The sequence below is a fragment of the Pseudomonas sp. MPB26 genome, assembly GCF_046605355.1.
GTDB classification, from domain to species: Bacteria; Pseudomonadota; Gammaproteobacteria; order Pseudomonadales; family Pseudomonadaceae; genus Aquipseudomonas; species Aquipseudomonas cedrina.
Window position 1 is genome coordinate 1,224,313 of record NZ_CP176793.1, and the last position, 20,931, is coordinate 1,245,243.

The 20,931-nt window shown below is 61.8% G+C and carries 18 protein-coding genes and 1 pseudogene; 13 read left to right on the forward strand and 6 right to left on the reverse strand.

The annotated features are described in order from the left end of the window. Positions 1-7 precede the first annotated feature (7 nt). Positions 8-757, reverse strand: coding sequence for a methyltransferase (locus ACLH0H_RS05815; protein WP_411381315.1), 750 nt, complete (start codon positions 755-757; stop codon positions 8-10). After that, positions 750-1,058: a MazG-like family protein gene (locus tag ACLH0H_RS05820; protein WP_307387293.1), complete on the reverse strand. Its 309-nt coding sequence runs from the start codon at positions 1,056-1,058 to the stop codon at positions 750-752. Before ACLH0H_RS05820 ends, ACLH0H_RS05815 begins: the two co-directional genes overlap by 8 nt. Positions 1,059-1,262: 204 nt before the next feature. Between ACLH0H_RS05820 and ACLH0H_RS05825 the strand changes: the two genes are divergently transcribed. Together ACLH0H_RS05825 and ACLH0H_RS05830 are read left to right on the forward strand one after the other, a co-directional pair. Then, positions 1,263-1,556, forward strand: a complete 294-nt coding sequence (locus ACLH0H_RS05825) for a hypothetical protein (protein ID WP_169378370.1) — start codon at positions 1,263-1,265, stop codon at positions 1,554-1,556. A gap of 71 nt (positions 1,557-1,627) precedes the next feature. Continuing rightward, a complete protein-coding gene (locus ACLH0H_RS05830) occupies positions 1,628-2,971 on the forward strand; it encodes an MATE family efflux transporter (RefSeq protein WP_411381316.1) in 1,344 nt (447 codons plus the stop codon). A gap of 127 nt (positions 2,972-3,098) precedes the next feature. Here the strand turns inward: ACLH0H_RS05830 and speA are convergent, their stop codons facing one another. From speA to ACLH0H_RS05850, 4 genes are all read right to left on the reverse strand, one after another. After that, complete coding sequence (gene speA, locus ACLH0H_RS05835) at positions 3,099-5,012, reverse strand: arginine decarboxylase (RefSeq protein WP_411381317.1); 1,914 nt, start codon at positions 5,010-5,012, stop codon at positions 3,099-3,101. A gap of 143 nt (positions 5,013-5,155) precedes the next feature. Continuing rightward, on the reverse strand, positions 5,156-5,527 hold the full coding sequence (locus ACLH0H_RS05840) for a translation initiation factor Sui1 (RefSeq protein WP_043049484.1): 372 nt from the start codon (positions 5,525-5,527) through the stop codon (positions 5,156-5,158). A gap of 88 nt (positions 5,528-5,615) precedes the next feature. Further along, the gene (locus tag ACLH0H_RS05845) at positions 5,616-6,152 is read right to left on the reverse strand and encodes an NUDIX hydrolase (RefSeq protein ID WP_411381318.1); all 537 of its coding nucleotides are present in this window, start codon (positions 6,150-6,152) and stop codon (positions 5,616-5,618) included. Positions 6,153-6,154: 2 nt separating this feature from the next. Beyond that, the gene (locus ACLH0H_RS05850) at positions 6,155-7,222 is read right to left on the reverse strand and encodes a DUF2333 family protein (RefSeq protein WP_411381319.1); all 1,068 of its coding nucleotides are present in this window, start codon (positions 7,220-7,222) and stop codon (positions 6,155-6,157) included. 299 nt (positions 7,223-7,521) lie between these two features. On the opposite strand from ACLH0H_RS05850, the gene ACLH0H_RS05855 reads away from it, so the two are divergent. The 11 genes and pseudogenes from ACLH0H_RS05855 (at position 7,522) to purD (ending at position 20,916) form a co-directional block, all read left to right on the forward strand. Further along, a complete protein-coding gene (locus tag ACLH0H_RS05855; protein WP_411381320.1) occupies positions 7,522-9,192 on the forward strand; it encodes a diguanylate cyclase in 1,671 nt (556 codons plus the stop codon). Positions 9,193-10,691: 1,499 nt separating this feature from the next. Then, a pseudogene (locus ACLH0H_RS05860) lies at positions 10,692-11,207 on the forward strand (methyl-accepting chemotaxis protein); the annotation flags it as partial. A gap of 297 nt (positions 11,208-11,504) precedes the next feature. Beyond that, complete coding sequence (aroQ, locus tag ACLH0H_RS05865; RefSeq protein WP_012721999.1) at positions 11,505-11,960, forward strand: type II 3-dehydroquinate dehydratase; 456 nt, start codon at positions 11,505-11,507, stop codon at positions 11,958-11,960. 24 nt (positions 11,961-11,984) lie between these two features. Further along, entirely contained in the window at positions 11,985-12,446 is a 462-nt protein-coding gene (accB, locus tag ACLH0H_RS05870) for an acetyl-CoA carboxylase biotin carboxyl carrier protein (protein ID WP_076954501.1), read from the forward strand. Between the two features lie 17 nt (positions 12,447-12,463). After that, positions 12,464-13,825, forward strand: coding sequence for an acetyl-CoA carboxylase biotin carboxylase subunit (gene accC / locus ACLH0H_RS05875; RefSeq protein ID WP_076954502.1), 1,362 nt, complete (start codon positions 12,464-12,466; stop codon positions 13,823-13,825). Between the two features lie 280 nt (positions 13,826-14,105). After that, positions 14,106-14,984: a 50S ribosomal protein L11 methyltransferase gene (gene prmA / locus ACLH0H_RS05880; RefSeq protein ID WP_411381321.1), complete on the forward strand. Its 879-nt coding sequence runs from the start codon at positions 14,106-14,108 to the stop codon at positions 14,982-14,984. Positions 14,985-15,014: 30 nt separating this feature from the next. Then, positions 15,015-16,250, forward strand: coding sequence for a DUF3426 domain-containing protein (locus ACLH0H_RS05885; protein ID WP_411381322.1), 1,236 nt, complete (start codon positions 15,015-15,017; stop codon positions 16,248-16,250). A gap of 185 nt (positions 16,251-16,435) precedes the next feature. Continuing rightward, complete coding sequence (dusB, locus tag ACLH0H_RS05890; protein WP_411381323.1) at positions 16,436-17,449, forward strand: tRNA dihydrouridine synthase DusB; 1,014 nt, start codon at positions 16,436-16,438, stop codon at positions 17,447-17,449. Beyond that, entirely contained in the window at positions 17,446-17,766 is a 321-nt protein-coding gene (fis, locus tag ACLH0H_RS05895; RefSeq protein ID WP_002555375.1) for a DNA-binding transcriptional regulator Fis, read from the forward strand. Before dusB ends, fis begins: the two co-directional genes overlap by 4 nt. 81 nt (positions 17,767-17,847) lie before the next feature. Next, entirely contained in the window at positions 17,848-19,455 is a 1,608-nt protein-coding gene (purH, locus tag ACLH0H_RS05900; protein WP_186693023.1) for a bifunctional phosphoribosylaminoimidazolecarboxamide formyltransferase/IMP cyclohydrolase, read from the forward strand. A gap of 168 nt (positions 19,456-19,623) precedes the next feature. Beyond that, positions 19,624-20,916, forward strand: coding sequence for a phosphoribosylamine--glycine ligase (gene purD / locus ACLH0H_RS05905; protein ID WP_411381324.1), 1,293 nt, complete (start codon positions 19,624-19,626; stop codon positions 20,914-20,916). Positions 20,917-20,931: the final 15 nt, after the last annotated feature.

Consider the following 20,931-nt stretch of genomic DNA (forward strand, 5'->3'; position numbering starts at 1 on the left):
GGGCCGCTTAAACCGGACGGCAGATCCAGTGCAAATAGCGCCCAAGTCCGGCAAAGCTTGGGTGACGACGGTGAGCGAGCTCCATCTCGACAAGGTCCTGTAAATCGGCGCGGGCCTGGAATTCCACCGGCATGTAATCGTGAAACACCCGCACACCACTTTGGCTTTCGACCTGCCAAAGGCCGGCGAGTTGCGCCGCCAATTCACGGGGGTCGAGCGGTTTTTGCGGCGTAAGGCTCTGCTTTTCGCCGGCCATGTCGTTGTTGCGCATCTTGCGGAAGTGGCCCTTGAGCAGGTTGCGATAAATCAGCGCATCGCGGTTGTAGAACGCCAGGGACAACCAGCCGCGGGGCACCGTGAGTTGGTGCAGTACCGGCAGGATCGCATGGGGTTCGGCCAGCCACTCCAGCACGGCGTGGCACAGCACCAGGTCATAGGGTTCGGTGAGCTGGCCGAGCAGGTCTTGCCAGGGCGCGTGGATAAAGGTAGCGGTTTGCCCGGCATCGGCGAAGCGTTGCCGCGCGCCGTCAAGCATCGGTTCGGCAGGTTCGGCCAGGGTGACCTGATGGCCTTGCTCGGCCAGCCACAGCGACATGTGGCCCAGGCCCGCGCCGATATCCAATACGCGCAAGGGGCGCTTGGGCAGGGCTTCGGTGAGGTCGGCCTGAAGCACGGCCAGGCGGATGGCGCCTTTGGCACCGCCGTAGATTTTCTCGGCGAAGCGCGTGGCCAACTGGTCGAAATGACGATCACTCATGGGCAAACCGTCGCTCGCTGTCGGCCAGTTTGGCGCTGACCACCTCGTTCATGTCCAGGCCCAGCTCACTGCACAGCAACAGCAGGTACAGCACGATATCGCCGACTTCCTGCCCGGCATGAGCAAGGGTGTCAGCCGGTAGCTGGCGCGATTGGTCTTCGCTCAGCCATTGGAAGATTTCCACCAGCTCGGCCATTTCGACGCTGGCGGCCATGGCCAGGTTTTTCGGGCTGTGGAATCGTTTCCAATTGTTGGTATCGCGGATGCGGTGCAGGCGTTCGGTGAGGTGTTCGAGGTTCATGGGGCACTCCTGAAGGCGTATAGCTTCGGGGGGATGGGCGTTGAAGGCAAGTGAATAGCGGTGGTGGCGCCCACAATAAACTGCGCACATCCTTGAATGATTAATCGCAAATTCACACGAGCAACCTCTATGCTTGCAGGGAACTAGCCCGTCGCAATAACAACCAAGACACAGATACGCCCACCTTCTCATCAGGACACACACATGCAGGTAGAAAGTTTTTTCGAATGGTTGGGCCAGGCGCTCGGTTCCGTCATCCGCTTTATCGTCGACGGGCTCAGCGGACTCTTCGGCGCGTTGACCCACGCCGGCAGTAACTTTGTCGAAGGGCTGTCGCGGACCTTGGGCATGGATACTTCGATCATCAGCATCATCACTCTGATCATCGGCCTGCTTTTCCTGTATTCGGCCGTTCGCGCCTTCATGCGCGCCTCGGTCATCATGGGCATCATCTGGCTGTTGCTCGGCCTGTGGCTCCTTAGTTGGGTCGTCCACTAGCAGGCCCCTCCCACATAGGTTCGGCCGCGTCGCTCAAGCCCGGTACAATGCCGCTCCCCCAAGGAGCCTGCATGCCCACCTTACTCAACGACTGGCGCCACCGCCCCACCCACCGCCGGGTGTGGGCGCTGGCCGCGCCGATGATCCTGTCGAATATCTCCGTGCCGCTGGTGGCCCTGGTGGACAGCATGGTCATCGGCCACTTGCCCCACGCTCACCAACTGGGGGCCGTGGCGGTCGGGGCCAGCCTGTATACCTTCCTGGCCTGGGCCATGGGTTTTCTGCGCATGGGTTCCACGGGGTTCGCCGCCCAGGCCGCCGGGCGCAAGGATGGCGCTGCACTGCGGCAAATCCTCTTGCAGGGTCTGTTGCTGGCGCTGGGGCTGGCGATGCTGCTCGGCACCGTCGGCATTCCACTCAGCCATCTGGCCCTGGAGTGGATGCAGCCCTCTGCCGAACTGAATCAACTGACCCAGGAGTTTTTCCATACTCGCCTGTTCGGCCTGCCCGCTGCGTTGGCCAGCTATGCGCTGGTCGGTTGGTTTCTCGGCACGCAGAACGCCCGCGCGCCGCTGGCGATCCTTTTGACCACCAACCTGGTCAATATCGTCTTGAACCTGTGGTTTGTGCTTGGCCTGGAATGGGGCGTGGTCGGTTCCGCGCGCGCCTCGGTCATCGCCGAATGGACCGGCGCCCTGCTCGGCCTGGCGCTGACGCAGAAAGCCTTGCGCGCCTATCCCGGCCATATCACCTGGGCAGCCTTGAAACGCTGGCAAAGCTGGCGCCCGCTGCTGGCGGTCAACCGCGACATCTTCATCCGCAGCCTTGCGCTGCAATCGGTGTTTTTCATGATCACCGTGCAAGGCGCGCGCCTGGGCGACGCCACCGTGGCGGCCAATGCCTTGCTGCTCAACGGCCTGTTGCTGACCGCCCATGCGCTGGATGGGCTGGCCCATGCGGTCGAAGCCCTGTGCGGCCACGCCATCGGCGCCCGCGACCGCCACGCCTTGCGCCGCTCGCTGGTGGTGGCCGGCGGTTGGTCGTTGATCGCCAGCGTCGGATTCGCGCTGTTGTTCACCCTCGCCGGCCACCTGTTTATCGCCATGCAGACCGACATCCCCAGCGTGCGCGAAACGGCTGACATCTACCTGCCGTATTTGGCGGTGTTGCCGTTGATTGCGGTGTGGAGTTACTTGCTGGACGGGTTGTTTATCGGCGCGACGCGCGCGCGGGAGATGCGCAATGGCATGTTGCTGACGGTGGTGTTGGTAATGCCCATCGCTTGGGCGTTGCAGGGGTTGGGCAACCAAGGGCTGTGGATAACCTTCCTGGTGTTTATGGCGGTGCGCAGTTTGACGCTGTGGGCGATTGCCTGGCGCTTGAATCGGCGGGGGCTGTGGCTAGGCAACAATTGAAGAAAAACGGTCAAAATGTGGGAGCCGGCTTGCTCGCGAAAGCGGTGTATCAGGCAACTAATTTGCTGCTGATGTACCGCTTTCGCGAGCAAGCCCGCTCCCACATTGGATTTGCTGTGAACTTGGATTACGAGGACAGGTAGGAAGACCGTGTCAGGCCCAGACGCAAGGCATCCAGGAACTGAGTACGCTCGCTGGCACTGATCTTCGCGCTCGCACACTTGTCCCGGTAATGGGTCATCAACTCTTCCGGCGACAAATGCACGTAGCGCAGCATGTCTTCGATCGTGTCGTGGGTCTCGATCCCTGCGCTGTACACCGAACCATCTTCGCGCTGGTAGATGTTCACCGAGTCGGTATCACCGAACAGGTTGTGCATATCGCCGAGAATTTCCTGGTACGCGCCGACCAGGAAGATGCCCAGCAAGTAATCCTCGCCTTCATTCAAGGCATGCACCGGCAAGCTGGTCTCAATGCTCTGCTCGTCGACGTACTGCTTGATCTTGCCGTCGGAGTCGCAGGTCAAATCCTGCAACACCGCACGACGCAGCGGCTCTTCGTCAAGGCGGTGCAGCGGCAGGATCGGCAAGACCTGGCCGATGGCCCAGGTGTCCGGCAGGCTCTGGAAGACCGAGAAGTTACAGATGTATTTGTCGGCCAGCTTGTCGTTGAGCTCGTCCAGCACCTGGCGGTGCGAGCGTTGGCGGGCTTTTAGCGAGTTATGCAGGCGGCGGCACACGGCGAAGTAGCATTGCTCGGCCAGGGCTTTCTCGGCCAGGGTCAGCTTGCCGTCGGCGTACTGGGTGGCCACGTCGCTCATGTAGTGCGTGGCGCGCCAGTAGGTCTCGGTGACCATCTCGATGTCGGTCGGGCCGAGCAGATCCACCAGCCATTGCACGGTTTCCGGCAGGCTTTCTTTATTCTCGATGGTCGGGATTTCGTCGTTGTGTTTCTCGACGTCGGTCACCTGCACCACCAGCATGGCGTGGTGGGCGGTCAGCGAGCGGCCGCTTTCGGAGAAGATGTTCGGGTGCGGCAGGCTCTGCGCGTCGCAGAATTCCTTGAGCATGCCCACGACCACGCCGGCGTAGTCGTCCATGTCGTAGTTGATCGAGCTGGCATTACGCGAGTGCGTACCGTCGTAGTCCACGCCCAGGCCGCCACCCACGTCAATGTGGTCCACCGGCAGGCCGAGGTTGCGCAGTTCGCCGTAATAACGAATGGCTTCCTTGAACCCGTGCTGGTAGTCGGCCAGGTTGGCGATCTGCGAACCCATGTGAAAGTGCAGCAAACGGATGCCCTGGTCCAGGCCCGCCGCGCGGAAGCGCTCGACCACCGACAGCAACTGCGCCGCCGACAGCCCGAACTTGGACTTCTCGCCACCGGTGTCCGCCCACTTGCTCGACGCCAGCGACGACAAACGCACGCGCAGGCCGACCTGCGGCTTGACCTTGAGGCTGGCGGCCTCTTCGATCACCAACCCGACTTCGGATTCTTTCTCGATCACGATGAACACGTTGTGGCCAAGCTTCTGGCCCATCAGCGCGAGGCGGATGAACTCACGGTCCTTGTAACCGTTGCAGACAATGGTGCCGCCCTTCGGCGCCAGGGCCAATACGGCCAGCAGCTCAGGCTTGGAGCCGGCTTCAAGGCCGATGGAGACGTTCTGGGTGGCGATGATGTTCTCGATCACCGCTTCCTGCTGGTTCACCTTGATCGGGTACAGCGCGGTGTATTTGCTCTGGTATTCCAGGCGCGCGATGTTGGCATCGAAGGCGCCGGTCAGTTGGCGTACGCGGTCTTGCAGGATGTCGGGGAAGCGCACCAGCAGCGGCAGCGACAGGCCGCTTTTGCGCAACTGGTCAACTTGCTCGTACAGGTCGACGGGCGTGCTGTTCGGGCCGTTCGGACGGACTTCAACGCGACCGGCATCATTGATCGCGAAATACCCGGCCCCCCAATGGCGAATCCCGTAAACACTGCGGCTGTCCGCAACTGTCCATTGGCTGCCATCGTCTTTGCGTGTGCGTCGTACGGACATCGAAGTCCCCTATAAATGAAGTCGAAAACACCGCCCCTCTCTGAGGCTGGCGCAGTCTAAAGAATGAAAATGACGATTTGCCTGCGTGCAAGGTAGGACCCCACTCGCAGGACAGAGTTTAGACACTGGCTGGGAAGAGGCTTTCAGCCGCCGGACTTCTTGGCCTTGTAACCGAGCTTGATCAGCTCGGCCAACAGCAACTCGACGTGATCGCCTTGGATCTCGATGACCCCGTCCTTCAACGCACCACCGGTGCCGCAACGCTTTTTCAGCGTGGTGGCGAGTTCCTTCAGCGCGTCTTCCGCAAGCGGCACGCCGGTGATGGTGGTCACCGTCTTGCCGCCACGGCCTTTGCTCTCGCGTCGCACGCGGGCAATACCGTCGCCTTCGGGGATCAGGGTTTGTTTACAGATGCAGGCGTCCACGGGCTGGCGACAGTCCGGGCAGTGTCGACCTGCGTCGGTGGAAAATACCAGGCCACCCAGGGCGGCGAAGGATGCGGCTTTCTTGGCCACCGGCAATCCTCTCGGGGATGAAAAGTGGCGCAGTGTAACGGCAAAAAGCCAAGTTGCTAAGGGCCAAATGGCGCCATTTCATGCAACTTTAGCGACGCAACGCCAGATAACGCCGCAGGCCCTCTTGAGCGTCCGGGCAGTAAGGCTTTTGCTGCGCCTCGCTCAAGACTGTTTCAATCGGTAAAAAGCGCGCTTCCATGACTTCTTCGGGCTGCAGGCATAATGGCCCGTCCCACACAGCGGAGTAAGACCGGCACCAAAGCCTGCTGGCGCCGTCTTCGAAGTAGAAATGATCATGCTCGATCAGTTCCACTCCCCTTACGCCAAGCTCTTCCGCAAGTTCACGGCCCGCCGACTCGGCATAGCTTTCCCCCGCCGCGACCATCCCGCCCGCCGCCGTGTCCCAGTAACCGGGATACAGCGCTTTGCTCAGGGTGCGCCGATGCACACACAGCTCACCGTTGGAGTTGAACAGGAAGATAAATGTGCAGCGGCCGATCAGCCCGCGCTTGCGCAGGTCGGACCGGACGAGGATGCCAAGCAGGTTATCGTGCTCGTCGACCCATTGGATCAGTTCAGCGTCGGAGGCCGCGCGGTGCGCGGCCTCCTTTTGAGTAGCGTCCATCATCAACCCTGATTGAGGAGCTGACGCAAGTCGATCACTGCAGCGTTTGCCCGTGAAATGTAATTGGCCATCACCAGCGAGTGGTTCGCCAGTACGCCGAAGCCACTGCCATTAAGAATCATAGGACTCCAAACCGGTTCCTGCGAGGCTTCCAGCTCACGAATGATCTGGCGCACGCTGACGGTGGCGTTTTTCTTGGCCAGGACGTCGGCAAAGTCGACTTCGATGGCACGCAGCAGGTGGGACAACGCCCACGCCTGGCCACGGGCTTCGTAGAACACGTTATCGATCTGCATCCATGGGGTTTCCACCACTTCTTCGTCGACCTGGGGCACTTCACCCGGCGCCAGCGCTTCGGTTTTCAGTGCGGTGTTCAGTTTTACCCGGCCAACGCTGGCCGACAGGCGTTGCGACAGAGAGCCCAAGCGGGTGGCGACGTCGCCCAGCCAGTTGTTGAGGTTATCGGCACGGGCATAAAACAGTGCGCCACGCTGGTTCGGGTCGGACAGGCGCGCTTCGTAGCGGCTCAGGGAGTTGATGCCTTCCTGGTATTCCGACTCGCTGGACGGCAGCACCCAGCTCTTGTTGTCGAAGTTGAAGCGCGGCTCGGCCTTGGCCAAGTCGGCGTCTTCGGCCGATTGCGACTGGGAACGGGCGAAGTCTTTACGCAGGGCACGGGTCAGGTCGCGCACCTGCACCAGCACGCCATATTCCCAGCTCGGCATGTTGTCCATCCACAAGCCCGGCGGGAAGCGGTCGTTGGCAATGTAGCCACCTGGCTTGTGCAGCAAGGTGCCCATCACGGTCTTGAGGGTTTCGACAGTAGTGAAGCCTACCACCATCTGCTTGCCGTCTTTTTCGGCGGCGATCTGCGCGTTTTGCTGGACCGCAAACAACGCGGGCTCTTCGCTCCAGTACCAGCCCAGGGCGCCGGTCACCAACAGGTACAGACCGATGACGCTCAGCAACGCCCGGCTCATCAGCAGGTTGCGCAAATAGCTGCGGTTGGCCGACTTGGGCTCAGGCGCGGGGCCTTTGGCACTGCCTGCACGGTTTTTCCAGTCCAGCATGGCGATATCCTTTCAATCACTTGAGTTCATGCACTTGAATTGACGGCGTGCGTTCAAACACTCCGACCACAACCCTACCCCATCGTGCCCGCCCATGCGGGGCTTTTCGGCAAACTGGCACACGCGGGGCCTTGGACTATAAAGGATGCACGCTTTTTACGCCGCGCGACCATCCAGTCAGCAACTGAATGCTACGGAACACACAGTTTATTGACGCGTGACACTCATCCAGGGGAAAAGAGGTGGTAGCATAGAGCCATCAGTCGACCTCAGCATGCACCCTAACTAGTAGTCAGGATATGACCGAGCCAGAAGACCCGAGCCGTGAGCGTCTCAAGCAGCATTTTGCCCAGCGGGTAATTCATCAGGCACGTCAAATTCTTGAGATCTGGCAGCGCCTGCAACGTAGCGAATGGTCCGCCGCAGACTTCTGCGAACTCAGCGAGGCCAATGTGCGCCTGCTGCGTTTTGCCGAGCGTTTCGAACAGCCGGAGCACGGCCAGTTGGCGCAGCACATCGGCGATACCCTCAAGGCGGTGGACGAGAACCGTGGGCGCCTGAGCAGCCAGTTGATCACTGAACTCAACCGCTTGATGCAGCGCCTGTCACGCACCGGCCTGCGCCAAGGCGACCAGTTGGAGCACACCTCGCTGCCGCCGATGCGCAAGCCGATCTACGTGATGCTGGCCGATCACGACCGTGCCGAGCGCCTGGCCAAACAATTGGAGTTCTTTGGCATGAGCGCCCAGTCCCTGGACAGCGTGGCGGCGTTTCATGCCTCGATGGCCGAGCGTTTGCCTTCGGCCATTGTGATGGATGTGGATTTCTGCGGCCCGGGCCTGGGCCTCAAACTCGCCACCCAGGCCCAGGAAGGCCTGGAGCAAAAGCTGCCGCTGCTGTTCTTCAGCCTGCATGAAACCGACACGCCCACCCGCTTGGCGGCCGTGCGTGCCGGGGGCCAGGAATTCCTCACCGGCACCCTGGAAGCTTCCAGCCTGCTGGAAAAAATCGAAGTACTGACCTGCGTCGCCCAGTACGAGCCCTATAAAGTGCTGATCATCGACGATTCGCGGGCCCAGGCGCTGCACACCGAGCGGCTGCTCAACAGCGCCGGCATCGTCACCCGCACCCTGATCGAGCCGATCCAGGCCATGGCGGAACTCGCGGACTTCCAGCCCGACCTGATCATCCTCGACATGTACATGCCCGCCTGTACCGGGACCGAACTGGCCAAGGTGATCCGGCATAACGACCGTTACGTCAGCGTGCCGATCATCTACCTGTCGGCCGAGGACGATCTGGACAAGCAGCTGGACGCCATGAGCGAAGGCGGCGACGACTTCCTCACCAAGCCGATCAAGCCGCGCCACCTGATCACCACCGTGCGCAACCGCGCCGCGCGTGCGCGCAACCTCAAGGCCCGCATGGTGCGCGACAGCCTGACCGGCCTGTACAACCACACCCACATCCTGCAATTGCTCGAAGACTGCAGCTTTCGCGCGCGCCGCGAAAACAAGCCGTTGAGCTTTGCCATGCTCGACATCGACCACTTCAAGCGGGTCAATGACAGCCACGGCCACCCCATGGGCGACCGCGTGATCAAGAGCCTGGCGCTGTTTCTCAAGCAACGCCTGCGCAAGACCGACTATATCGGGCGCTACGGCGGCGAAGAGTTCGCCATCGTGATGCCCGACACCGACCTGGAATCGGCGTGCCAGGTGCTGGATGAAATCCGCGGCCGCTTTGCCGAAATCCACTACCCGGCGCAGCCCCAGGATTTGTGGTGCACCTTCAGCGCCGGGCTGGTGGAGCTGTGCGACGGTTCCGACAGCCTGATGATGGCGGCCCAGGCCGACGAAGCGCTGTACCGCGCCAAGCACGCCGGGCGCAATCGCGTGCAGGCGTCGCGCGCATCACAGCAAAGTGCCATCTTTTCATCAGAATCCACTGATTCGGTCATAACGCTGTAATGGAAACGCAATAACTTCAGGCACTTATCTTTTGCTGTCGGTTGAAACCACGCATGCGCCTGAAGCTGCTGACCAATCTCAATACCCTTCTTCTGGTGGCCGTGTGCCTGGCGCTGGGGGCGACGCTGTGGTGGTCGCAACGGGCGCTGGAGCGGCCTTATCTGCTGATGGAGCGTTACCTGAGGCTGTCGCAGACGTTCCAGAGCCAGGCCGCGCGCAATATCGACGACTACCTGGCCAGCGGCGATGCGCTGCGCCTGAGCAGCGCCAGCCAGAGCTTGGAAGGCCTGATGCACGCGCTGGATGAACTGCCGGCAAACCTTGCGCAAACCCTGCGCCCCAGCCTGGTCGACCTGGACGGGTTCAGCAAGACCGACTTGCTGGCCGCCGGCAAGCTCGCAGGCGACCCGCAAGCCTTGCTGCTGCAGGCCGAGCGCGAATTGGGCGCGAACCTGGAACAACTGAGCCAGTACGCCATGGGTGTCAATTCCGCCGAAGCCGCACGCTACCTGCCGCCGCTGCTCGCCGCCTCCCAGCACTTGGGAAAACTGTCACTGGCACGCGACAAACTGGTGAGCAGCGGGCGCGCGGAACTCGCCGCTGATGTGGAACGTGAAGTCGGCAATATCCGCAGCCAGGCGGACCTGCTGGAACAACTGCCGTTGCTCGGGGTAAAGGCCAGCGCAGACTCCAATACGGATGATTTTTCGGCGCTGATGGGCCTGGAAAATACTGAAAAAACCGAAGCCCAGGACAGCGGTGTCGACCTCAAGCGCGAGCTCAACAGCCTGCTGACCCGCTACCCCGCCGAACTCAAGCGCACCCGCGAGCAGATCCAGAAACGCGCCGACCTGGCCGCCGCTACCCACCTGAAAATCAATGCCGTACAACAGGCCATCGCCGGCCTTGAGCCGGTGGTGCGTGCCCAGCACGGCATTATCCAGGGCGAAGTGCGCCTGATGCAGGGCGTGATGATCGGCTTGATTCTGCTGATTGCGCTGTTGATCGACACGCTGCAACGGCGCCTGGCACGGGTGCTGACCAACCTGGCACCGGCGCTGTCGACCTGGGCCGAAGGCGACTTCAGCCGGCCGATTGCCTTGGGCAAGACCAACCGTGAGCTGCGCGATATCGAAGCCTCCCTGAACCGCCTGCGTGCCTATCTGGTGGACTTGGTGGGCACCATTCGCGGCAACGCGCAGGAAGTCGCCGGCAGCAGCCGCGCCCTTGCCGAACTGAGCAGCGGCCTGCATGACGGCGCCGAACGCCAGGCCGGGGATACCGCCCAGATCCGTGACTCGCTGGGCGAACTGGAAGCGACCATCCAGCAAGTGGCGGGCGACGCCAGCCACGCCGCCGGCGCCAGCCGCAGCGCCGGCCAGGCGGTGGAGCAAGGCCAGCGGGTGATCGGCCTGAGCCTGACCGGGCTGCATGCCTTGGTCGGGGAAGTGCAGCAGAACGCGCAGATGATCGAAAAACTCGCCGAAGAATCCGCCACCATCGGCGGCGTGCTCACAGTGATTCGATCCATTGCCGACCAGACCAACCTGCTGGCCCTCAACGCCGCCATCGAAGCCGCCCGCGCCGGTGAAGCCGGGCGCGGCTTTGCGGTGGTCGCCGATGAAGTCCGCTCCCTGGCCCAACGCACCGCCGGCGCCACGGCCGAGATCCAAGGCCTGATCGCCGGCCTGCAAACCGCCGCGCACCAATCCGTTCAGGGCATGCGTGCCCAGGTCGAACACGCCGAAGCCACCGCCCAGCAGGCCCAGGCGGCGGACGGTGCGCTGGATGAAATCGTCGGGGCGATCCGGACCATTTCCGACACGGCGGTGCGCATCGCCGATGTGACGGCGCAGCAAAGTGGTGCCGTCAGTGAAATACGCGACAACAGCGAGCGAATTCATCAGTTGGGTGAAGATAATCTGCTGCGCATCGGCCAGGGCCGGCGCCAGGGCGAACACCTGCTGGTGCTGGGCGGGCAGCTCAATACGGCGGTGCAGGCGTTTCGCGTCTGATCCGATCTCCCCATCAAACCGAGATCAACTTGTGGGAGCTGGCTTGCCTGCGATAGCGGTGGGTCAGTATAGGATGTGCTCATTGATACACTGCTATCGCAGGCAAGCCAGCTCCCACCTTGATCTGTGTTGATCTCGCAACCGCATTACCAATGACCGGATCCAGGACCACAGTCACAAATTTTGCGCAATCCTCGCTAATCGTGCCGCCTACTGCATAGAACTGGACAGTCACAAAGGCTTTGCGGCATAGTCGCCGGGTTCTGCCGTACCCACATCAATAACAAGGAACAGCCGATGGCGACCTTACTGGTTCTTCACGGACCCAACCTGAACCTGCTCGGCACCCGTGAACCGGGCGTCTACGGGGCAGTCACCCTGGATCAGATCAACCTCGATCTTGAGCGCAGGGCGCGTGAAGCCGGGCACCATCTGCTCTACCTGCAAAGCAATGCCGAGTACGAATTGATTGATCGCATCCATGCCGCGCGCGGTGAAGGCGTGGACTTTATCCTGATCAATCCCGCCGCTTTTACGCACACAAGCGTTGCATTACGTGACGCGTTGCTGGCGGTGAGCATCCCATTCATCGAAGTGCATTTGTCGAACGTGCACAAACGTGAACCTTTCCGCCATCACTCTTACTTCTCCGACGTAGCGGTAGGAGTGATCTGCGGCCTTGGCGCCAGCGGTTACCGACTGGCCCTGGAGGCCGCCCTGGAACAGCTTGAACAACCGGCCAAGCGCCCCTGACCGACCCTTGGGAGTTGATGATTCATGGATATCCGTAAAGTTAAGAAACTGATCGAACTGCTGGAAGAATCCGGTATCGACGAGCTGGAAATCAAGGAAGGCGAAGAGTCCGTACGGATCAGCCGCCACAGCAAGACACCGGCCCAGCAGTTCTATGCGCCACAGATGCAAGCACCGGCCCCGGCTGCTGCACCTGCCGCAGCACCTGCCGCTGCCGCGCCTGCTGCAGCCCCGGCCGCACCTGCGCTGAACGGCTTCGTGGTCAAGTCGCCAATGGTCGGTACGTTCTACCGCACCCCGGCACCGACCTCGCCAGCCTTCGTTGAAGTCGGCAAGACGGTGAAAGTGGGCGACACCATCTGCATCGTTGAAGCGATGAAGATGATGAACCACATCACTGCCGAAAAAGCCGGCGTCATCGAATCCATCCTGGTAGAAAACGGTCAGCCGGTTGAGTACGACCAGCCGCTGTTCACCATCGTTTGAACCGCGGAGCGCCTTCGATGTTGAAACCTGCGAAGAAACTGCAAAAAGTCCTGATCGCCAACCGCGGCGAGATCGCGCTGCGTATCCTGCGCGCCTGTAAGGAAGAGGGCATCAAGACCGTCGCTGTTTACTCGACGGCCGATACCGAATTGATGCACGTGAAACTGGCGGACGAGAGCATCTGCATCGGCCCGCCACTGGCCGCGAACTCGTACCTGAAAGTCTCGAACATCATCGCCGCGGCAGAAGTGACTGGCGCCGATGGCATCCACCCGGGCTACGGCTTCCTCGCGGAAAACGCCGACTTCGCCGAACAGGTGGAAAAATCCGGGTTCGCCTTCATCGGCCCGAAAGCCGAAACCATTCGCCTGATGGGCGACAAGGTCTCGGCCAAGGACGCCATGATCGCCGCCGGCGTGCCGACCGTTCCAGGCTCCGACGGCCCGCTGCCGGAAGACGAGGAAACCGCGCTGCGCATTGGTCGCGAAGTCGGCTACCCGGTGATCATCAAGGCCGCCGGTGGCGGTGGTGGTCGCGGCATGCGCGTGGTGCACAAGGAAGAAGACCTGATCGAAGCCGCCAAGCAGACCCGTTCCGAAGCGGGCGCCTGGTTCGGCAACCCGATGGTCTACCTGGAGAAGTACCTGACCAACCCGCGTCACGTGGAAGTGCAGGTACTGTCCGACGGCCAGGGCCACGCCATCCACCTGGGCGACCGCGATTGCTCGCTGCAACGCCGTCACCAGAAGGTGTTGGAAGAAGCCCCGGCACCGGGCCTGGACGAGAAGGCCCGCGAGGAAGTCCTCGCGCGCTGCGTCAAGGCGTGCATCGACATCAACTACCGTGGCGCCGGGACCTTCGAGTTCCTCTACGAGAACGGTCGTTTCTACTTCATCGAGATGAACACTCGCGTGCAGGTAGAGCACCCGGTGTCGGAGATGGTCACCGGTATCGACATCGTCAAGGAGATGCTCAGCATTGCCGCCGGCAACAAGCTGTCCTTCACCCAGGACGACGTGAAGATCCACGGCCACTCGCTGGAATGCCGGATCAACGCCGAAGACCCGCAAACCTTTATGCCGAGCCCAGGCCTGGTCAAGCATTTCCACGCGCCCGGCGGCAACGGCGTACGTGTGGATTCGCACCTGTACAGCGGCTACAAGGTTCCGTCCAACTACGACTCGCTGATCGGCAAGCTGATCACCTGGGGCGCCACCCGCGACGAGGCCATGGCCCGCATGCGCAACGCCCTGGACGAAATCGTGGTCGACGGCATCAAGACCAACATTCCGCTGCACCGGGACCTGGTCCGTGATGAAGGCTTCTGCGAAGGCGGTGTGAACATTCACTACCTGGAACACAAGCTGGCCAACCAGTAAGTGCTCCACTAACAAAGCCGCCTTCGGGCGGTTTTGTTGTTTGCGCAACCCCGATTTTGCTGGATGGCTACATTCCCCCTGTGGGAGCGGGCTTGCTCGCGAATGTGGTGTATCAGCTAAAACATCCTCCACTGACCCACCGCATTCGCGAGCAAGTCGAATCGTCGCACCGCCGCTCCCACATTTTGTTCTGTGTACACCCTTCCCGCCGCTCGCGTAAACTTGCGCCCTTTCGCAGCCCCTCCCCCGCTGCACATTCATTTTTTCAAAGGTGCCCGCCATGCCTTGGCTGCAAGTCCGTCTCGCCATCAGCCCAGAACAAGCCGAAACCTATGAAGACGCTTTCCTCGAGGTGGGCGCTGTCTCGGTCACCTTCATGGACGCTGAAGACCAACCGATCTTCGAACCGGAACTCAACACCACGCCGCTGTGGTCCCACACCCATTTGCTGGCCCTGTTCGAAGACGGCACCGATGATGCCGCGGTGCTGGCCCATATGGAATTGCTGACCGGCGGCCCGCTGCCGGAGCATCACAGCGAAGTGATCGAAGACCAGGACTGGGAACGCAGCTGGATGGATAACTTCCAGCCCATGCGTTTTGGTCAGCGCCTATGGATCGTACCCAGCTGGCACGCGGCGCCGGAACCTGACGCCGTCAACCTGCTGCTGGACCCGGGCCTGGCGTTTGGCACCGGCACGCACCCCACCACCGCACTATGCCTGGAATGGCTGGACGGCCAGGACCTGACCGACAGCCACGTGCTGGACTTCGGCTGTGGCTCGGGGATCCTGGCGATTGCCGCCCTGCTGCTGGGCGCCAAGGAGGCCGTCGGCACCGATATCGACGTGCAGGCGTTGGAAGCTTCCCGCGATAACGCCGGGCGCAACCACATTCCTGAAGGCAAATTCCCACTCTACCTGCCGCAGGATTTGCCTCAGGTACAGGCCGACGTCCTGGTGGCCAATATCCTCGCCGGCCCGCTCGTGTCCCTGGCGCCGCAGCTGTCGAACCTGGTCAAGCCGGGTGGGCGCCTGGCGCTGTCGGGCATCCTCGCCGAGCAGGGCGAAGACGTCGCCGCGGCCTATGCCAAGGATTTTGCGCTGGATCCGATCGCCAACCGTGATGGCTGGGTACGCATCAGCGGTCGTCGGCGCTAGAATGAGCGCTTGCCTGAATCGGATGGCCGCATGACCGACAGTTTCGTCACCCAGTGCCCGCATTGCCAAGCACGCTTTCGCGTCAGCCACGCTCAATTGAGCGTGGCTCGCGGCGTGGTTCGCTGCGGCTCGTGCCTGCAAGTGTTCAATGCGGCGCGCCAGTTGCTGCAGCAACGCGGCCAAGCGCCTGCACCGGAACCGGGCGTGCCCGTCGAGGTGGCGCCTGAACCGGTGCGGGCAATCAGCCAAAAGCAGTGGACCGCCCAGGAGCTGGACCTGGACGCCCTGGACCTGGACGAAGAACTCGCCAAGCTGGAACGCCGCGAGATCCAGCACACGCTGCCCGCCGGCGCAGAACGTCGCCAGCCCGGCGCCGACCGGCGCCACAGGGACGAATCCTTCAGCGCCAGCCGCGACACGGTTAAGGCCGAAGAAGAAAAATGGGCCGCCAGCCTGTTCAGCGAACCGCCCGAGGAGCGCGTCCAGCCCCCTGAAAGCGAACCCGAACCGCCGCACGTCGCCGCGACCCGGCAGCGCACCGAGCCATCCATGTCGCTGCACGCCGACGATATCGACGACGAGCCGCCCTTGCATTCGATGCCAGATGACGACCACATCGATCCGCCGTTCACGCCATTGACCCAATCGGCCGATGACGTTGAACCCGAAGAACGCCCGAAACCCAGTCGCAAGCGTCCGCGCGCCGAAGCGAGCGTGCACGACGACCAGTTGCTGGACCTCGAAGACAGCCCACTGCATCTCTACGCGCAAAAGCGTCCGGCCAGCCTGGGCCGTCGCCTGGTGTGGCTGTTGCTGGTACTGATCGCCGCTGTCGGCCTGGCAGGCCAATACATCGCCTACCAATTCGACGACCTGGCCCGCCAGGACGCCTATCGCCCGTGGTTCCAGCAACTGTGCCCCACACTGGGCTGTACCGTGCCGTCGCGGGTCGATATCGCCCATATCAAGAGCAGCAACCTGGTGGTGCGCAGCCACCCGGATTTCGCCGGGGCGCTGGTGGTGGACGCGATCCTCTATAACCGCGCGACTTTTTCCCAGCCCTTCCCGTTGCTGGAGCTGCGCTTTGCCGACCTGAACGGCGGCCTGATCGCCAGTCGCCGCTTCAAACCCGCCGAATACCTCAGCGGCGAGTTGGCCGGCGTCAGCGAAATGCCATCGCAGGTACCGATCCATATTTCCCTGGATATCCTCGACCCAGGCAACAAAGCCGTGAATTACAGCCTGAGCTTCCACTCGCCTGAGTGAAGCGCTTGATGCGCTGGGGTTTGACGGCAGGTTATTGACTTCTTCTGCGCGACCAAACCACTGGCGATAAAGAAATAACTGTTCAGATTTTATCCAATTCAGCCTTTATCCAGTCATCGAGAGCGGGTATCATGCCAACCCTTTTTCGAACTCTAATGATCCGGCCCCCACAACAGGGAAGTCCTATGTCGGCGGTACGCATCGGCCCATACACATTGCACAATGGCTTGATTCTCGCCCCGATGGCGGGGGTTACCGACCAGCCCTTTCGTCAGCTGTGCAAACGTTTGGGCGCGGGTCTAGTAGTCTCGGAAATGGTCACCAGCGACATGAGCCTGTGGAACACCCGCAAATCGCGGATGCGCATGATCCACGAAGGTGACCCCGAGCCACGCTCGGTACAGATCGCCGGTGGAGATGCACAAATGCTGGCGGATGCGGCCCGGGCCAACGTGGAGTTGGGGGCGCAGATCATCGACATCAACATGGGCTGCCCGGCCAAGAAGGTCTGCAACAAGGCCGCCGGTTCCGCGCTGTTGAAAGATGAGCAGTTGGTTGCCGAGATCCTGCAGGCCGTTGTCGCCGCAGTGGATGTGCCGGTCACCCTGAAGATTCGAACCGGATGGGACCGGGACAACAAGAACGGCCTGACGGTGGCGAAGATCGCCGAACAGGCAGGCATTACAGCGCTCGCGGTGCACGGCCGCACCCGCGCCGACCTTTACACAGGCGAGGCCGAGTACGACACCATTGCCGCCATCAAGCAGGCGGTGTCGATGCCGGTCTTTGCCAATGGCGACATCGATTCAGCCCAGAAAGCCCGGCGCGTGCTGGACGCAACCGGTGCCGATGGCTTGTTGATTGGCCGGGCCGCTCAAGGGCGTCCGTGGATTTTTCGTGAGATCGAGCACTTTCTGCGTACTGGCGAAGTGTTGCCGTCGCCGGAGCTGGTCGAGGTGGAACGTATTCTGCTAGAGCATCTGGCTGCCCTTCACACCTTCTACGGAGAGGTGATGGGCGTGCGCATCGCGCGCAAGCATGTGGGTTGGTATCTGGCAACGCTGCCGGGCGCCAGGGAGTTTCGCGCCGGGTTCAATCGTTTGGATGAAACGCAAGCACAGGTCACCGCCGTTCGTGAGTTCTTTGCCGAACGAGACAAGAGCCTGGGACCAGGGGACGGAAAAGGGGTGGCCGCATGACGATGATGACCGAGACTTTAGTGAGTGGAACAACGCCCGTGAGCGACAACGTCAATTTGAAACAGCACCTCAACACGCCGAGCGAAGAAGGCCAGACCCTTCGCGGGAGTGTCGAGAAGGCGCTGCACAATTATTTCGCCCACCTCGAGGGCGCTTCCGTCACGGACGTGTACAACCTGGTGCTCTCCGAAGTCGAGGCGCCCTTGCTCGAAAGCGTGATGAACTACGTCAAGGGCAACCAGACCAAAGCCAGTGAGCTGCTGGGCCTTAACCGTGGCACCTTGCGCAAAAAGCTCAAGCAATACGATTTGCTGTAAGCATTCAATCAAACCAGAAAGGCGCCCGCGTAAAAACGGTCGCCTTTTTTGCTGACTCCTTAGCTTTTGATGGAAATTGAAATGACCGACCAGACTACCCGCCTGCCGATCCGCCGCGCCTTGATCAGTGTTTCCGACAAGACCGGGATCCTCGAATTCGCCCGGGAGCTGGAGGCCTTGGGCGTGGAAATCCTTTCCACGGGCGGGACCTTCAAACTGCTGCAGGACAACGGCGTGGCCGCAGTGGAAGTGGCGGACTACACCGGTTTCGCAGAAATGATGGACGGTCGGGTCAAGACCCTGCATCCGAAAATCCACGGCGGCATCCTCGGCCGTCGCGGTATCGACGACGCGATCATGAGCGAACACGGCATCAAGCCGATCGACCTGGTGGCCGTTAACCTCTACCCGTTCGAAGCCACCATCAACAAGCCAGGTTGCGACCTGCCGACCGCGATCGAAAACATCGATATCGGCGGCCCGACCATGGTTCGCTCGGCGGCCAAGAACCACAAGGACGTGGCCATCGTGGTCAACGCCAGCGACTACGCGCAGGTGCTCGAAAGCCTGAAAGCCGGTGGCTTGACCTACGCGCAGCGTTTCGACCTGATGCTCAAGGCGTTCGAACACACCGCCGCCTACGACGGCATGATCGCCAACTACATGGGCACCGTGAACCAGGCCGCCGAAACACTCTCCACCGAAGGCCGCAGCCAGTTCCCGCGCACCTTCAACAGCCAGTTCATCAAGGCCCAGGAAATGCGCTACGGCGAGAACCCGCACCAGAGCGCGGCGTTCTACGTTGAGGCAAAACCGGCCGAAGTCGGCATCGCCACCGCGACCCAATTGCAAGGCAAAGAACTGTCCTACAACAACGTGGCCGACACCGACGCCGCGCTGGAATGTGTGAAGAGCTTCGTCAAGCCAGCCTGCGTCATCGTCAAGCATGCCAACCCGTGCGGCGTGGCCGTGAGCCCGGACGCAGAAGGCGGTATCCGCCAGGCATACGAATTGGCCTACGCCACCGACACTGAATCGGCCTTTGGCGGCATCATCGCCTTCAACCGTGAACTGGATGCCGAGACCGCCAAGGCGATCGTCGAGCGTCAGTTCGTCGAAGTGATCATCGCGCCAAGCGTCAGCGAAGAGGCCCGCGCCATCGTCGCCGCCAAGGCCAATGTGCGCCTGCTGGCCTGCGGCGAGTGGTCGGCCGACCGCGCGGCTGCCTGGGACTACAAGCGCGTCAACGGCGGCCTGCTGGTACAGAGTCGCGACATCGGCATGATCGGCAGCGACGACCTTACAGTTGTGACCAAGCGCGCGCCGACCGAGCAAGAGATCAACGACCTGATCTTCGCCTGGAAAGTGGCCAAGTATGTCAAATCCAACGCCATCGTCTACGCCAAGAACCGCCAGACCATCGGTGTCGGCGCCGGCCAGATGAGCCGCGTGAACTCGGCGCGTATCGCTGCGATCAAGGCTGAGCACGCCGGCTTGCAGGTGGCGGGCTCGGTGATGGCGTCCGATGCGTTCTTCCCGTTCCGCGATGGCCTGGACAACGCGGCGAAAGCAGGCGTGACCGCCGTGATCCAGCCGGGTGGTTCGATGCGTGACGCCGAAGTGATTGCCGCAGCTGATGAAGCCGGTATCGCCATGGTCTTCACAGGCATGCGCCACTTCCGTCACTGATCCAACATGGCCTGATGGGCGCTGGCTTTATGTGGGAGCTGGCTTGCCTGCGATAGCATCACCTCGGTGCACCAGATACACCGAGGCGCCAGCATCGCAGGCAAGCCAGCTCCCACAAAAAGCAGCCCGCAGTGTTCCCAAGAATTTGCGTCATCCGAGGTTTTTAAAATGAATGTTTTGATCATTGGCAGCGGTGGCCGTGAACACGCCCTGGCCTGGAAAGTTGCCCAGGACCCGCGCGTCCAGAAAGTCTTCGTCGCTCCCGGCAACGCCGGTACCGCCATTGAAGCCAAATGCGAGAACGTCGCCATCGACGTACTGGCTCTTGAGCAGTTGGCCGATTTCGCCGAGAAGAATGTCTCTCTGACCATCGTCGGTCCGGAAGTCCCATTGGTTGCCGGCGTGGTGGACCTGTTCCGCAGCCGTGGCCTGGACTGCTTCGGCCCCACCGCCGGCGCTGCCCAGCTCGAAGGTTCCAAGGCATTCACCAAGGATTTCCTGGCCCGTCACAAGATCCCGACCGCCGACTACCAGAACTTCACCGAGATCGAGCCGGCCCTGGCTTACCTGCGTGAAAAGGGTGCTCCCATCGTGATCAAGGCCGATGGCCTGGCCGCCGGTAAAGGCGTGATCGTGGCAATGACCCTGCAGGAAGCCGAAGACGCCGTGCGCGACATGCTCGCCGGCAACGCCTTTGGCGACGCCGGTTCACGCGTGGTGATCGAGGAATTCCTCGACGGCGAAGAAGCCAGCTTTATCGTGATGGTCGACGGCAAGAACGTCTTGCCGATGGCGACCAGCCAGGACCATAAACGCGTCGGCGACGGCGACACCGGCCCCAATACCGGCGGCATGGGTGCCTACTCCCCTGCCCCGGTCGTCACGACCGAAGTACACCAGCGCGTGATGGACCTGGTGATCTGGCCGACCGTGCGTGGCATGGCCGACGAAGGCAATGTGTACACCGGTTTCCTGTATGCCGGCCTGATGATCGACAAGGCCGGCAACCCGAAAGTCATCGAGTTCAACTGCCGCTTCGGCGATCCGGAAACCCAACCGGTGATGCTGCGTCTGCAGTCGAGCCTGGTGCTGCTGGTGGAAGCGGCGCTGGCCCAGGCCCTGGACAAGGTTGAAGCGCAGTGGGATCCACGCCCAAGCGTCGGCATTGTGCTGGCTGCCGGTGGCTATCCGGCGGACTACGCCAAGGGTGACGTCATTCACGGCCTCGACGCCGCCGCCAAGCTGGAAGGCAAGGTGTTCCATGCGGGCACCGCGCTCAAGGATGGCCAGGTCGTGACCGCCGGTGGCCGTGTATTGTGCGCCACCGCCATGGGCGCCAGTGTCGACGCCGCGCAGCAACAGGCGTACAAACTGGCCGCGAAGATCGATTGGCAAGGCTGTTTCTACCGCAAGGACATCGGCTACCGCGCCATTGCCCGTGAACGTGGCGAAAACAGCTGATCCGTCGGCGTCAGT

What these genes read in the sequence shown, in the direction of transcription:
- ACLH0H_RS05825 (WP_169378370.1), top strand. Translation starts at nt 1,263, where the DNA reads ATGCAGGTAGAAAGTTTTTTCGAATGGTTGGGCCAGGCGCTCGGTTCC.
- ACLH0H_RS05815 (WP_411381315.1), bottom strand. Translation starts at nt 757, where the DNA reads ATGAGTGATCGTCATTTCGACCAGTTGGCCACGCGCTTCGCCGAGAAA.
- ACLH0H_RS05830 (WP_411381316.1), top strand. Translation starts at nt 1,628, where the DNA reads ATGCCCACCTTACTCAACGACTGGCGCCACCGCCCCACCCACCGCCGG.
- accC (WP_076954502.1), top strand. Translation starts at nt 12,464, where the DNA reads ATGTTGAAACCTGCGAAGAAACTGCAAAAAGTCCTGATCGCCAACCGC.
- aroQ (WP_012721999.1), top strand. Translation starts at nt 11,505, where the DNA reads ATGGCGACCTTACTGGTTCTTCACGGACCCAACCTGAACCTGCTCGGC.
- fis (WP_002555375.1), top strand. Translation starts at nt 17,446, where the DNA reads ATGACGATGATGACCGAGACTTTAGTGAGTGGAACAACGCCCGTGAGC.
- ACLH0H_RS05850 (WP_411381319.1), bottom strand. Translation starts at nt 7,222, where the DNA reads ATGCTGGACTGGAAAAACCGTGCAGGCAGTGCCAAAGGCCCCGCGCCT.
- speA (WP_411381317.1), bottom strand. Translation starts at nt 5,012, where the DNA reads ATGTCCGTACGACGCACACGCAAAGACGATGGCAGCCAATGGACAGTT.
- ACLH0H_RS05885 (WP_411381322.1), top strand. Translation starts at nt 15,015, where the DNA reads ATGACCGACAGTTTCGTCACCCAGTGCCCGCATTGCCAAGCACGCTTT.
- ACLH0H_RS05855 (WP_411381320.1), top strand. Translation starts at nt 7,522, where the DNA reads ATGACCGAGCCAGAAGACCCGAGCCGTGAGCGTCTCAAGCAGCATTTT.
- purD (WP_411381324.1), top strand. Translation starts at nt 19,624, where the DNA reads ATGAATGTTTTGATCATTGGCAGCGGTGGCCGTGAACACGCCCTGGCC.
- ACLH0H_RS05820 (WP_307387293.1), bottom strand. Translation starts at nt 1,058, where the DNA reads ATGAACCTCGAACACCTCACCGAACGCCTGCACCGCATCCGCGATACC.
- dusB (WP_411381323.1), top strand. Translation starts at nt 16,436, where the DNA reads ATGTCGGCGGTACGCATCGGCCCATACACATTGCACAATGGCTTGATT.
- ACLH0H_RS05845 (WP_411381318.1), bottom strand. Translation starts at nt 6,152, where the DNA reads ATGGACGCTACTCAAAAGGAGGCCGCGCACCGCGCGGCCTCCGACGCT.
- accB (WP_076954501.1), top strand. Translation starts at nt 11,985, where the DNA reads ATGGATATCCGTAAAGTTAAGAAACTGATCGAACTGCTGGAAGAATCC.
- purH (WP_186693023.1), top strand. Translation starts at nt 17,848, where the DNA reads ATGACCGACCAGACTACCCGCCTGCCGATCCGCCGCGCCTTGATCAGT.
- prmA (WP_411381321.1), top strand. Translation starts at nt 14,106, where the DNA reads ATGCCTTGGCTGCAAGTCCGTCTCGCCATCAGCCCAGAACAAGCCGAA.